Consider the following 12,358-nt stretch of genomic DNA (forward strand, 5'->3'; position numbering starts at 1 on the left):
AGCGTCGTGCCAAAACTCAAATCGGCCACCCAGCCCGAAGCGCGCAACGGCAACTCATCGCAACTCGCCTATGAAAGTCTTCGGCAAAAAATTATAGAAAGCGAGCTGACACCCGGCTCTTACGTGCTCGAACAGGAACTCGCGCTCATGCTCGGCGTGAGCCGCACGCCGATTCGCGAAGCGGCGATCCGCCTGCAAGGGGAAGGACTGGTCGAGATCGTGCCGCGTCATGGCATTCGCATCGTGCCGACGTCCGTATCCGATATCAGCCATATCTACCAGGTGCTGATCAGCCTCGAATCGACGGCGGCGGGTTTGGTGGCCGCGCGCGGCGGCGTCGACCTGAGTCCGCTCGACAACGCCTGCCAGCAGATGAGCGACGCGCTCGCCACGCAAGACATGCAGGCTTGGGCGGCCGCCGACGAAGCCTTCCACGAGGCGCTCGTGCAACTCGGCGGCAATGCCCGCCTCGCGCAGGTCGTCATGAATTGCCGCGACCAGGTGCATCGCGTGCGGCGCTTCACGCAACAGTTGCGGCCGCATCCACAGCCGAAAAAATCGATTGCCGAGCATTACGAAATCATCGACGCGATTCGTCGCGGCGATGCAGCGCGGGCGAGCCGCCTATACCGCCTTCATCGTGAACGCGGCTGGCGCGAACAGACTGCGGTGCTGCAGCAACACGGCATTCATCAGGCTTGAAAAGCCCTTTAAAACTGACAAATTCGCTTCGCCACAACGGGTAAACCCAACCGTTTTCCCGCACCGATGTTCTGTACTTTTAACGATTTAATGCATACATTAACTTACACAGTGAACGGCAACGTCGACTCGACGAAGCCGTTTTCTGACCCGTCGTCGGCGTCACGGCGCGCGGCGGCATAACGAGAATGACGGGCACTCAACCGTCAATCGTGGATGGAGACGAACCACATGAACGCGATTCGCAATGTCGTGCGGGGTATCTGCCTGAGCGCGACGCTGACGCTTGCGAGCGTCGGTGCCCACGCTAGTTCGCTGACGGTGACGCATTGGGGTGACGGTATGTACGGCGTGCCGTTTGCGGTGGCGCTGGACAAAGGTTTCTTCAAGGAAGAGAAAGTCGACGTCACTGGTTTCATCACGTCGGAAGGCGGTGGCACCAGCATTCGCAACGCGATGGCGTCGGACATTCCGTACGGCGAGGTGGCGTTGCCCGCTGCGATCGCCGCGGTGAAGCAGGGCGTCGATCTGACGATCGTGCACGGCGGCGTGCAAAGTCTCGGCGACCTCGTGTGGGTCGAACTGAAGAACGGCTCGATCACCAACATCAAGCAGATGAAGGGCAAGACGATCGGCTACAGCAGTCCGAAATCGACAACCGACATGATCTCCACGATCGCGCTCGACCGCGTCGGCCTGCTGGGCCAGGTGCAGCGCAAACCGGTAGGCAGTTCGAGCGGCATGCTCACGTCGCTTCAGCAGGGCGCGGTCGACGTCGGCTATATGACCGAGCCGTCGTATAGCGCGAAGAAAGAGGGCCTACGTATCGCGTTTCGTTCGAACGACGTCGTGCCGAACGAAACGCAGACCGTGGGGATTGTGCGCACCGATTATCTGAAGGCGCATCCCGAGGTCATTCGCGGCATTATCCTGGCGCGCCGCAAGGCGGTGGTCTATATGGCCGCGCATCGTGCCGAGGCCGCGCAGATCCTTGCCAGGGAGTACAAGATGGACCCGGCGGTGGCGGCGTCGGCCATCAACAACGTGCTCGATGCCGATCCGAAGTACTGGAGCGAAGGCAGTCTCGACTACAAGAGCATGGACGAAGTACTCAAAGGCCTGGTACTCGTCAAGGCCATTCCCGAAGGGCCATTCGACTGGTCGAAGATCGTCGACGAGTCGATGTTGCCGGCCGATCTGCGTAGCAAGAAGTGAGGACGCGATGAGCGCACTATCTCGCCAGAAAGCCAATATCTCGGTGGTCGCGCCGAGTGCGCTGTCGCCCGACGGCAAGCGTATCGAAGCCACGCTTACCGACGTCACGCGAATCTATCCGGGCACCGGCGGCAAGCCGCCGTTTCACGCGCTCGGCCCCGTGAGCCTCGAATTGCGTGCAGGCGAGTTCTTCTCCGTGGTGGGGCCATCAGGCTGCGGTAAGTCCACGCTACTCGATGTGCTGGCCGGCTTGAATCCCGCCAGCGGCGGGACGGTGACGTTCGAAGGCAAACCGGTCGGCGCGGAAGTGCCGGACGGAGTCGCCGTGGTGTTTCAGGAAGACGCGAGCTTTCCGTGGCTCAACGTCTTCGACAACGCGGCGTTCGCCGCGCGTCAGGCAGGCGTCGCCGAGGCGGAAGTGCGCGAGAGGGTCGACCACGCGCTGTCGTTCATGGGACTCAAACGGTTTGCGAGCGCCTACCCCGCGCAACTGTCGGGCGGCATGCGCCAGCGGGTTTGCATCGCGCGCGCCATGGTGGTGCGGCCGCGCCTGCTGTTGCTCGATGAACCGTTCGGCGCGCTCGATCAGCAAACCCGTCTGCTGATGGGCGACGAAACCTTGAAGCTCTGGCGCGATACCGGCGCGACCGTGTTGCTGATCACTCACTCCATTGACGAAGCCGTGTTGCTGTCCGACCGCATCGGCGTGATGTCGGCGTGTCCGGGCCGCTTCATCGCGACGATCGACACCGGCTGGCCGCGTTTGCGTGACAGCACGACGGCGCTCGACGCGCGTTTCGGCGAATTGACCGCGCAAGTGTGGGGCCTGTTGCGTGAAGAGGCGCTGAAAGCGCTCGGGAGCCAGCAATGAATACCGCCGCGCGTTGGCGGCTCGGTCTGATCGTCGGGCTGATCGTGCTGCTGGAGATCGCGAGCCGCGCCGCGTGGATCAATCCGGTTTCGTTCATTCCGCCGTCGCGGATGATCGTGAGCGCCGTGCAACTGCTGGTGTCCGGCGAATACACGTCCGACATTCTGCAAACCCTCGGCAGCGCGTTGCTCGCGGTGGCGCTGGCGGTGGTGGTGGGTTTTGTCGGCGGCGTGCTGCTGTTCCGGTTGCCGCGCGTGCGGCGTGTGCTCGATCCGCTGCTGTTGTCGTATTACGCCGTGCCGGTGTTCGTGCTCTACCCGATCCTGATCGTGCTGCTCGGCCTGAATCGCTGGCCGCTGGTGGGCATCGGCTTTCTGTTCGCGGTGGTCGCGATGGCGGTGAATACGCTCAACGGTCTGGAGCGCGTGCCGCGTGTTCTGCTGCGCACGGCCCGCGTGTGCCGTCTGAATACGTTCGATGAAATTCGCCTGATCACGTTGCCGTCGAGTTTGCCGTTTGTGTTTACCGGCATCAAGTTGACGGTGGTATATGCGTTTATCGCCGTCGTGGCCGGTGAATTCGTCCTGTCGGGTTCGGGTTTCGGCTATCAGATTGCCTTTGCATACAACAACTTTGACAACCCGACCATGTACGGTCTGATGGTGTTGATGCTGCTGTTCGTCGGCACCGTCAACGCGTTGTTGCGCTCGGCCGAAGCGCGTCTGTACCGGCGGATCCGCAGGGAGATGGTATGAGCACGATCGTCGTTGCGCACACAATCAAACCGCGGCACGCGCGGCGCTGGCTCGACGGCGCGGTGCTGCTCGTCGTGCTGGCCGTGCTCTGGCAGGTATCGAGCGAGATGCTGGGTCCGGACGTGCTCACCACGCCGTGGCGTACGCTGGTGCGCGCGGTTCATATTGTCAGCGACCCGGATTTCCCGGCGAGCCTGTACGTGACCGCGTTCGCGTTCGGTTCGGCGTTTCTGATCTCGGCAATCTGCGGGGTGTGCCTCGGCATGCTGCTCGGCGCGCGCAAACTGGCCGGCGACGTCATGGAGCCGCTGATGATGGGCTTCTACTCGATTCCCAAAGTCACGCTGTATCCGGTCGTGCTGCTCGCGTTCGGCCTGGGCCTGTGGGCCAAGATCGTGTTCGGCGTGATGCACGGCATCGTACCGATCACGATCTTCACGATGAACGCCGTGCGCAACATGCCGCCCATTTATACGCGAGCAGCGCGCACGTACCGGCTGAGTCCCGTCGCGTTCGCGCGTCGTATTCTGCTGCCCGCGTGTGTGCCGGAAGTGGTCGCCGGCCTGCGGATCGGTTTTTCGCTGACGCTGCTCGGCACGCTGATCGGCGAGATGTTCGCGTCGCAAAGCGGTATCGGCCACATGCTGATGATTGCGATGAACCGCAGCGAGACCAGCACGATCATGGCACTCGCGCTGCTGCTGTTCGTCTTCGCGACGCTCGTCAATCTGCTGTTGCTGGCGTGGCAACGGCGTCTTACCCACAGCAATTGAGCAGGAGCGTTCGATGAGTACTCCCGGAAAGCTGAAAGCGATTCTCAAGAGCGGACGCTTTGTCGTCGCGCCCGGTGTATTCGACATGTTCTCGGCGCGGGTCGCCGATCGCTTGCCGTTCGAGGCGCTGTACATGACCGGCTACGGCGTGTCAGGCTCCTATCTGGGCGTGGCCGATGCGGGACTCGTCAGTTATGCGGACATGGTGGGACGTGCGCGGCAAATCGCCGAAGGTATCGGCAAGCCGTTGATCGCGGACGCGGATACAGGCTTCGGTGGCCTGCTCAATGTGCGGCACACCGTACGCGGTTACGAAGCCGCCGGCGTGCAGGCGATCCAGATGGAAGATCAGGTGATGCCGAAAAAATGCGGCCATACCCAGGGCCGTCAGGTCGTGCCGCTAGACGACATGCTGAAGAAAATCGAAGTCGCGCTCGAAGCGCGCCGCAGCGACGACATGCTGATCATTGCACGAACCGATTCACGCACCACGCTCGGCCTCGACGAAGCGATCCGGCGCGGCAAGGCGTTTGCTCGCGCGGGCGCGGATATCGTGTTCGTCGAATCGCCCGAAAGCGCTGACGAATTCGAGCGGATTGGCGGCGAGCTTGCCGATTGCGGCGCGTGGCTGTTCGCCAATATGGTGCCCACGGGCCGCTCGCCGGTGGTCGCAAGTAGCACGCTGAAAGCGTGGGGCTTCAGCATCGCGATCTATCCGTCGATCGGCATGGCGGCCGCAACTTCCGCATTGGACAGCGCGTACCGTCATCTGCTGGAACACGGCGACTCGCTAGATTTGCAGGTGCCGTCGTTCACGATGGACCAGTTGCACGAACTGGTCGGCTTTCCCGAGGTATGGGCGTTCGAGAAACGCCACGCGCAAAGCGGTGAGGCGGCATCATGAACGCGCCGCGCACACTGTTCGACAAGCTTTGGGACAGCCACACGATTGCTAAATTGCCGGGTGGCGTCGACCTGTTGCAGGTGGACCGCAATCTGATGCACGAACTGACCGGCGTCGAAGCGATCCGCGTGCTTGAAGCGCGCGAATTGCCGGTCAGCGCTCCCGAATTGACCTTCGCGACGCTCGATCATGTGATCTCCACGCAACCCGGACGCCGCGCCGGCGACGCGGACTGGAGCACGACGATGGTCGACGCGATGCGCGAGCAGATGACGCAGCACGCGATTCCTCTCTTCGATATCGGGGCGGAGGGCAGGCAGGGCATCGTGCACGTGATTGGTCCGGAGTTGGGCTTGTCGTTGCCGGGCACGTTGATCGTTTGCGCGGATAGCCACACCTGTACGCATGGCGCGATGGGTGCGCTGGCGTTCGGCATCGGCTCGACCGAACTGGTGCATGTGCTTGCCACGCAAACCGTGCGTCAGAAGCAACCGCGCACCATGCGGGTCCGTTTCAACGGCAACGTTGACGAAGGCGTTACCGCCAAGGACATGATTCTGTACGTGATCGGCACGCTCGGCGCCAGCGCGGGGACGGGTTACGCCGTCGAGTTCGCCGGCGCGGCGGTCGAGGCGTTATCGATGGAAGCGCGGTTGACGCTCTGCAACCTGACAATCGAACTCGGCGCCAAGTTCGGCCTCGTCGCACCGGACGACGTGACGTTCGCCTATCTGCGCGAGCGCCCCTACGCGCCGCAAGGCGCGAGCTTCGACGCGGCGCTGGAAGACTGGCGCCGCCTGCCGAGCGACGAAGGCGCGCTCTTCGACCGCGAAGTCGAGATCGACGCGTCGGCGATTGCGGTGCAGGTCACGTGGGGCACGAGCCCCGAGCATGTGATCGCGATCGACGCCGCCGTGCCCGACCCCGTCGAGGAAACCGATCCGGCGCGCCGTGAAGCGCTGCAACGCGCGCTCGATTACATGGGCGTACACGCGGGGCAGCATCTGGAGGAGTTGAGCATCGACCGCGTGTTTATCGGCTCATGCACCAACAGCCGTATCGAAGATTTGCAGGCCGCCGCGCGCGTCGTCGCGGGACACCATGTGGCCGACGGCGTCACCGCGTGGGTGGTGCCGGGTTCGTTGAGCGTCGCGCGGGAAGCGGAAGCGCAAGGCCTCGCGCAAGTATTCCGCGCGGCGGGCTTCGACTGGCGCGAGCCCGGCTGCTCGATGTGCGTGGGCGCGAATGGCGACGTGGTAGGGCGTGGCGAGCGTTGCGTGTCGACGTCGAATCGTAACTTTGTCGGCCGGCAAGGACCGGGTGCGCGCACGCATCTGGCGAGTCCCGCTGTCGCGGCGGCCAGCGCGCTGGCAGGCCATATCGCCGCGCCCGCGCGGGCCGGAGTCGTACGATGAAAGCGTTCACGGTAGTCAAGGGTCCGGCCGCGCCGCTGCTGCGCAATAACGTCGACACCGACCTGATCATTCGTATCGAACGAATCTCGCAACTCGTGCGCGGCCAGCTTGGGCCGTGGCTATTCGAAACGCTACGCTATCGCGACGGCGGTCCCGAGCAGGGCGAGCGCGAAGACTTCGTGCTGAATCAGCCCGCTTTCCGGCGCGCTTCGATTCTGCTGGGCGGCGCGAATTTCGGTTGTGGCAGTTCGCGTGAAATGGCGGTGTGGGCGCTCGAGGAGTTTGGCATTCGCTGCGTGATCGCGCCTTCGTTCGGCGATATCTTCTTCAACAATTGTCTGCAGAATGGGCTGCTGCCGCTGCGTCTCGACGCTGCGGCGATCGACACGCTGGCCGCAGTCGCGGCGGACGGCGAATCGATCGAAATCGATTTACGCGCCCTCGAAATTCGCACGCGCGGATTGCCGCCGATCCCGTTCGAATTCGACGCTGCGCGTCGCGCGGTGTTGCTCGAAGGTCTCGACGAGGTCGACCAGACGCTGCGTCTCGCGAGCGACATCGACGCTTTTCGCCGCGAGGATCGCGCGAGGCGTGCCTGGGCTTACCTGCCGCGATAGCGCGCCGACATGGGACCGGCGCGAACCGTTGCGCGAGCCCCGTGTCACGAGTATCGACCGATCCGACCTTGACTGGGAGAAGCACCGTGAGCCGTTCCGCACGTTTCAGAGCGTTGTTGAAGTCCCCACCTTTCGTTTGCCTCGGCGCGCACGACGCGTTGACCGCGAAGCTCGCAGAGCAGGCGGGCGCCAAAGCGATCTATGTGAGCGGGTTCGCGGCGTCCGGCATTCTGGCCGGCGAGCCGGATGTCGGGCTACTGACCCAGACGGAGATGTTCGACCACATCCGGCGGATTTGCCGGGCAACATCGCTGCCGGTTTTCGCCGATGCCGACACCGGTTACGGGGGCATTCTCGACGTGCAGCGCACGATTCGGTTGTGGGAAGAGGCGGGCGCTTCGGTGCTGCATCTGGAAGATCAGGCGGTGCCGAAGAAATGCGGCCACTTTGCGGGCAAGCAGGTGATTCCCAAGGAAGAGATGCAAGCAAAATTGCGCGCCATGCTGGCCGCGCGCACCGATCCGGATTTCTTCGTGGTGGCGCGCACCGATGCGATTGCCGTCACGGGAATCGACGACGCGATAGACCGGTTGACTGCCTACGCCGAAGCCGGCGCGGACGGTCTCTATGCGGATGCGCCGGAAAGCATCGAGCACATGCAGGAACTGGTGCGAAGATTGAAACCGCTCGGCAAGCCGATCCTGTTCAATATGGCGCGCACCGGCAAAAGCCCTTATCTGACGCTCGATCAGGTATACAAGCTCGGCTTCGACTACACGCTTTGTCCGATCGAATCGATGCTCGCGACGCACAAGGCCGTCAAGGAGATGATGGAAATCTTCTTGCGCGAAGGGTCGACCGATGCGGTCGCGGATCGTCTGACGTCATTTACAGACTTCAACCGTTTTGTCGGCCTCGACGAAGCAGTGGCGATAGAAGCGTCGTATAACGTGGCGAATGCGGAGCTGGAGCGTAAGGCCGACGCCGCATGAAGTAAGTCGACGTTGGACCGGCGACTGGTTTTGCGCCGGTCCAACCAACGTTCCCCGCCGCGTTTCCGCTTGTTTGAACGAGATGTCCAGGCGTAGACGCGAAGACCTCATTTGGTACGCCGCAATCACAGATACGCCGGCAAGCTGTCCGAATAACGCGGGCGATTGGCGGACGGCGTGCATCGAACCACGTGGCGTCCTTATCGGCATAGGTGAGCGCGCCGTGGCTAACGTCACTGCATGCGGACAATCGCCAGGTCGAAAAAGCAGATGCCCCGTCACGCATGAATGCATGACGGGGCATCGTATTTCCAAATTGCGGACGGCTCTTGCGTCCTATAGGTAGGTGCCCTGTGCGCGGCCTCCGAAGGCCGCGACGTCAATGCCTCGGCCGCGGACTAAGCGCGCGGCGTTTTGCGTTGCATCGCAGCCTTGACGATCGCCTGATGCGCGGCCGGAAAGCCGGGTGGGTAATCGACGACGCGGGCCGACGCCGGCACCAAGGGCACGGCCAGGCTCGAACGTGCGCCGATACGCGCGCCGCCGACAATGGCGGCCATCGCCTCGCGGTCGAGTTCGACGTTGTCGCTGAGGTCTTTGATGACGAGCTGGGTCATGGCGGCTCCGTAAGAGAAGTCGAGCGGCTGGCCGGTGCGATGGTCCGGACGCCGCTCGTTGTGCTGCTGAATGTGCTGAGGTCTCCTCGCACAAGCAGTATAGGAAATCTGGTTAAGGCTCGCCGGGTGTTTATGCACGAGCCGCCGCGGTGTTACGCAGTCCCCGGCGCATCGCGACGGCGGTTCGTTACACGCTGGCGAAATTGGCACCCGACAGCGAAGGGCTGACCTCCAGGTGCAGCGGCCCGAAGCCCGCGCCGATCACGCCGACATTGTTGAGTGCGGCAACGTTGACGTACTGCATCTGGGTGAGGTTCTGGTTCACCGAGACGTTGACGTTGGCGATGCCGCCGAGGCCGGAGATCGAAGGCAGGCCCGGCACGCTGCTGCCGGTGCCACCGACTACCGCCGACATGGCGCGCCGGTCGAGCTCGCGGGTGCGGGACAGATCGCGAATCATGAGGGATGACATGGTGATTCTCCAAAGGTGCGCGGAAGACAAATCGGATCCTGACGCGGCGAAGCGGGCCACCGGGAGCACGTGGGCCGATGCTTCGCCGCGCCGGGCATTACACGTGGATGTTGTTGCTCGACGTGATGCTCGGGTTGATCGTCGAGGTCAGGCCAGTGGCGAAGGCGACGTTGTTGGCATTCGCGTTCTGGATATTCATCGACGAATTGATCAGCTGCGTGGCGTCGACGGTCTTGCTGTTGTTCGGCGCGACGACGGGGCTGAAGCTGAAGTACGAGCTCGTCGGGTAACCGTAGCCGTAGCCGCCGCGTACGGCGCTCATGGCCTTGCTGTCGAGTTGAGCGGTGATGGACAGGTCTTTGATGGTCAGCGTGTTCATGGTCAATCTCCTGGAAGAAAACAGCACAGTGTTGCGGTTGGGTTCGAGCATCTTGTCTGCTCGAGTGTCACTAATGCATGGGCTGTGCCAGTTTTATTCAAGGTTCCTAATAAAGTTTTGGAAGGCCCATTGCGTAAGGCTTTCGCGTTAAGCGCGCAGGCCACGCACGTAGCTGCGGCATGTCGGCGCGATTCGAGACTGACGGTGCGCACCCGACAAACACGCGCAAGCTGTTGGCTATCGCACGACACCACCGCGCCGAGTGCGCAGCGGGGCAATCCTGGTTTGCGAAAGCGCCGACCTGGCGCTAGTATCGAACCGGCACATGTAACTGGTTACGACAGGTTCTCTCCCAGCCGGAGCGGCGTCCGCCGCACGAAATTCGGCTCAACGGCAGCGGCAGCGCTTCGAACACATGGCTAGCCTTGCGCGTGTGATTCACGACTTCCAGAGCGGCGACCTGTCCCGTGACGAGTTCGTCGCTCAACTCGACAGCACGTTGACGACCGAAGGACTCGGTCCCACGCAGCTGCTGGAGATGCTCGGCAGCGCGCAACGCAAGTCGCCGTTACCCGACGATCTGTACGTGGAAGTGCGCCGCCGCATCGAACAGTTGCGGGTGTCGAACGTCGCTGCGGGCGGCGAGGAAACCGGCATTCAGACCACGGTCGAGATTCCATCGCTGCACGGCATGGGCGGCAGCTACGCGGCGAGCGGGAGCAACACCGGCAATGCACCGGGCGCGGCCGGACACGATCAGATCAAAGGCACCGGCGACACGCTGAACAACCGCTTCGTGCTCGAGGAATGTCTCGGCGTGGGCGGCATGGGTACTGTCTACAAGGCGCTCGATCTGCGCAAGCTGGAGGCGTCGGATCGCAAACCGTATCTTGCGATCAAGGTGCTCAACGTCCAGTTTCGCGGCAACCCGAACTCGCTGGTTGCGCTGCAGCGCGAGGCGCGCAAGGCGCAGGTGCTCGCGCACCGTAACATCATCACGGTGTACGACTTCGATCGCGACGGACCGATCGTCTATCTGACGATGGAGTACCTGACCGGCAAGCCGCTCAGCCAGCTATTGCGTACGCCGGGCTATCAGGGCATGCCGGTGCGCGCGGCGCTGCCGATCGTGCGCGGCATGTGCAGCGCGCTCGCCTATGCGCATGAGCGTGGCTTCGTCCATTGCGATTTCAAGCCCGCCAACGTGTTTCTCACGACGAATGCCGAAGTGAAAGTGATCGACTTCGGTATTGCCCGCGTGTTTCAGCGGCCGGAAGAGGAGAGCGACGCGACGGTCTTCGACCCCGGCAGCCTCGGCGCGTTGACGCCTGCGTATGCGAGCCCGGAGATGATCGAGCATCGCGAGCCGGATCCGCGTGACGATATTTATGCGCTGGGCTGCATCACGTACGAACTGTTGACGGGCCACCACCCGTATGACCGATTGTCGGCCACTCAGGCACGCAACGCGGATTTCAAGCTGCAGCGGCCGCCTAATCTCGACACGAAACAGTGGCGTGCGTTGCGCGCCGCGCTGTCGTTCGATCGCAATACACGCATGCCGAGCGTGACGCGCTTCATCGCCGAATTCGACAATGAAGCGCGCGCGGAGAAGTCGGGTACGTTGGCGAAAGCGGGGCTCGCGGGTTTTGCGGTGGTGTGTGCGGCGGTGGTCGGCGTGTTTGCACTGCGGTCGGCGCCGAGTCGGCAGGGGGAGACGGTTGCGTCGGCGGCGTCGCAAGCGGCGGCCGAGCAGACTGCTTCTTCGGCGGCAAGTGGCGTGGATGCGCCGGCTTCCGCCGTGTCTTCGGCCCCGGTTTCAGCAGCGCTTTCGACACCTGCTGCGTCGCCGTCCGTGCCTGCGTCCGCGTTGGCGTCCGCAGCTTCAGCCGGCGCGTCGCCTCGCGTCGCGCTTGCTGCGCCGCCGGTCATACCGCCCACACCGCCCGTACCCAAACCGGCGCTAACCTTGGCAGCGATAGCGCCGGCACTAGCGCAGGTGCCATGCTCCGCGCTTTCTGCCTCGACTCAGGATCATTCGCTGTCTGTGCGCGGCTATGTCTCGCAGCGCTACGGGGAGGCGCATCTGAAGGAAACCTTGTCGGCATTGCCCGGCGTCGATACGGTCGCGCTCGATGTCGACGCGCTCGCCGACGACAAATGCGACACCGTCAAAGCACTCGCCCCGTACTGGACGCGCAACTGGCAAACCGGACGCGTTGCGGCCCTGCATGTGCGGCCGCCCGGTGGACAACTCACCGAAGGCAACCCGCTGGTCGTCGATGTGGTCACGCCGGCCTACGATTCGTACGTGAATCTGGACTATTACCAGCTCGATGGCAGCGTCGTGCACATGGTCCCGAGTCCGCGCGCGAAAGACAATCAGGCGCCGCCGCACTATTCGGCGACGATCGGCAGCGCGGGCGACTGGATCATTTCGAAACCGTTTGGATCGGAGATGGTGGTGTTGCTGATTACACCGGTCGCGCTATTCGACAAGCCGCGCCCCGAAAGCGAACCGCGTGCCGATTATCTGCGTGCGCTCGAAGCACGGCTCGCGCAGATCGGCGGTAAATATGGTCAGGATCGCATCGTCGCCGACTTTGCGCCGATTACGACGAAGCCCGCCACGCCTTGAGCGGCGAG

The 12,358-nt window shown here is 63.1% G+C and carries 13 protein-coding genes; 10 read left to right on the plus strand and 3 right to left on the minus strand.

The genetic code is table 11. The features are described 5' to 3' along the window. Positions 1-6: 6 nt before the first annotated feature. The 9 genes from B0G83_RS01415 (at position 7) to B0G83_RS01455 (ending at position 8,244) form a co-directional block, all read left to right on the plus strand. Positions 7-702, plus strand: a complete 696-nt coding sequence (locus B0G83_RS01415) for a GntR family transcriptional regulator (RefSeq protein ID WP_105506524.1) — start codon at positions 7-9, stop codon at positions 700-702. A 231-nt stretch (positions 703-933) separates the two neighbouring features. Further along, entirely contained in the window at positions 934-1,917 is a 984-nt protein-coding gene (locus tag B0G83_RS01420; protein WP_105506525.1) for an ABC transporter substrate-binding protein, read from the plus strand. Positions 1,918-1,924: 7 nt separating this feature from the next. After that, positions 1,925-2,788: an ABC transporter ATP-binding protein gene (locus B0G83_RS01425; protein WP_035559865.1), complete on the plus strand. Its 864-nt coding sequence runs from the start codon at positions 1,925-1,927 to the stop codon at positions 2,786-2,788. Next, positions 2,785-3,543 (plus strand): ABC transporter permease, encoded by a 759-nt coding sequence (locus B0G83_RS01430; protein ID WP_105505650.1) that lies wholly within the window; start codon positions 2,785-2,787, stop codon positions 3,541-3,543. Before B0G83_RS01425 ends, B0G83_RS01430 begins: the two co-directional genes overlap by 4 nt. Then, on the plus strand, positions 3,540-4,316 hold the full coding sequence (locus B0G83_RS01435; protein WP_105505651.1) for an ABC transporter permease: 777 nt from the start codon (positions 3,540-3,542) through the stop codon (positions 4,314-4,316). Before B0G83_RS01430 ends, B0G83_RS01435 begins: the two co-directional genes overlap by 4 nt. A gap of 13 nt (positions 4,317-4,329) precedes the next feature. Beyond that, positions 4,330-5,220, plus strand: a complete 891-nt coding sequence (locus B0G83_RS01440) for an oxaloacetate decarboxylase (protein WP_105505652.1) — start codon at positions 4,330-4,332, stop codon at positions 5,218-5,220. Continuing rightward, a complete protein-coding gene (gene leuC / locus B0G83_RS01445; protein WP_105505653.1) occupies positions 5,217-6,635 on the plus strand; it encodes a 3-isopropylmalate dehydratase large subunit in 1,419 nt (472 codons plus the stop codon). Before B0G83_RS01440 ends, leuC begins: the two co-directional genes overlap by 4 nt. Further along, the gene (leuD, locus tag B0G83_RS01450) at positions 6,632-7,252 is read left to right on the plus strand and encodes a 3-isopropylmalate dehydratase small subunit (RefSeq protein ID WP_105505654.1); all 621 of its coding nucleotides are present in this window, start codon (positions 6,632-6,634) and stop codon (positions 7,250-7,252) included. The genes leuC and leuD overlap by 4 nt, the downstream gene beginning before the upstream one ends. Positions 7,253-7,338: 86 nt before the next feature. After that, on the plus strand, positions 7,339-8,244 hold the full coding sequence (locus B0G83_RS01455) for an oxaloacetate decarboxylase (RefSeq protein WP_105505655.1): 906 nt from the start codon (positions 7,339-7,341) through the stop codon (positions 8,242-8,244). Between the two features lie 398 nt (positions 8,245-8,642). Here B0G83_RS01455 and B0G83_RS01460 read toward each other — a convergent pair whose 3' ends face one another. The 3 genes from B0G83_RS01460 to B0G83_RS01470 all read right to left on the minus strand — a co-directional run bounded on the left by B0G83_RS01460 (position 8,643) and on the right by B0G83_RS01470 (position 9,712). Then, complete coding sequence (locus B0G83_RS01460) at positions 8,643-8,861, minus strand: hypothetical protein (protein WP_105505656.1); 219 nt, start codon at positions 8,859-8,861, stop codon at positions 8,643-8,645. 187 nt (positions 8,862-9,048) lie between these two features. Then, positions 9,049-9,333, minus strand: coding sequence for a hypothetical protein (locus B0G83_RS01465; protein ID WP_105505657.1), 285 nt, complete (start codon positions 9,331-9,333; stop codon positions 9,049-9,051). A 97-nt stretch (positions 9,334-9,430) separates the two neighbouring features. Then, entirely contained in the window at positions 9,431-9,712 is a 282-nt protein-coding gene (locus B0G83_RS01470) for a hypothetical protein (RefSeq protein WP_105505658.1), read from the minus strand. Between the two features lie 415 nt (positions 9,713-10,127). On the opposite strand from B0G83_RS01470, the gene B0G83_RS01475 reads away from it, so the two are divergent. Then, a complete protein-coding gene (locus B0G83_RS01475; RefSeq protein ID WP_105505659.1) occupies positions 10,128-12,350 on the plus strand; it encodes a serine/threonine protein kinase in 2,223 nt (740 codons plus the stop codon). Positions 12,351-12,358: the final 8 nt, after the last annotated feature.

Source organism: Paraburkholderia sp. BL21I4N1, from assembly GCF_002973525.1.
GTDB lineage: Bacteria > Pseudomonadota > Gammaproteobacteria > Burkholderiales > Burkholderiaceae > Paraburkholderia.

Coding starts and splice junctions, on each gene's coding strand:
- B0G83_RS01465 (WP_105505657.1), bottom strand. CDS start 9,333: ATGTCATCCCTCATGATTCGCGATCTGTCCCGCACCCGCGAGCTCGAC.
- B0G83_RS01470 (WP_105505658.1), bottom strand. CDS start 9,712: ATGAACACGCTGACCATCAAAGACCTGTCCATCACCGCTCAACTCGAC.
- B0G83_RS01425 (WP_035559865.1), top strand. CDS start 1,925: ATGAGCGCACTATCTCGCCAGAAAGCCAATATCTCGGTGGTCGCGCCG.
- leuD (WP_105505654.1), top strand. CDS start 6,632: ATGAAAGCGTTCACGGTAGTCAAGGGTCCGGCCGCGCCGCTGCTGCGC.
- B0G83_RS01435 (WP_105505651.1), top strand. CDS start 3,540: ATGAGCACGATCGTCGTTGCGCACACAATCAAACCGCGGCACGCGCGG.
- B0G83_RS01440 (WP_105505652.1), top strand. CDS start 4,330: ATGAGTACTCCCGGAAAGCTGAAAGCGATTCTCAAGAGCGGACGCTTT.
- B0G83_RS01460 (WP_105505656.1), bottom strand. CDS start 8,861: ATGACCCAGCTCGTCATCAAAGACCTCAGCGACAACGTCGAACTCGAC.
- B0G83_RS01420 (WP_105506525.1), top strand. CDS start 934: ATGAACGCGATTCGCAATGTCGTGCGGGGTATCTGCCTGAGCGCGACG.
- B0G83_RS01430 (WP_105505650.1), top strand. CDS start 2,785: ATGAATACCGCCGCGCGTTGGCGGCTCGGTCTGATCGTCGGGCTGATC.
- B0G83_RS01475 (WP_105505659.1), top strand. CDS start 10,128: ATGGCTAGCCTTGCGCGTGTGATTCACGACTTCCAGAGCGGCGACCTG.
- leuC (WP_105505653.1), top strand. CDS start 5,217: ATGAACGCGCCGCGCACACTGTTCGACAAGCTTTGGGACAGCCACACG.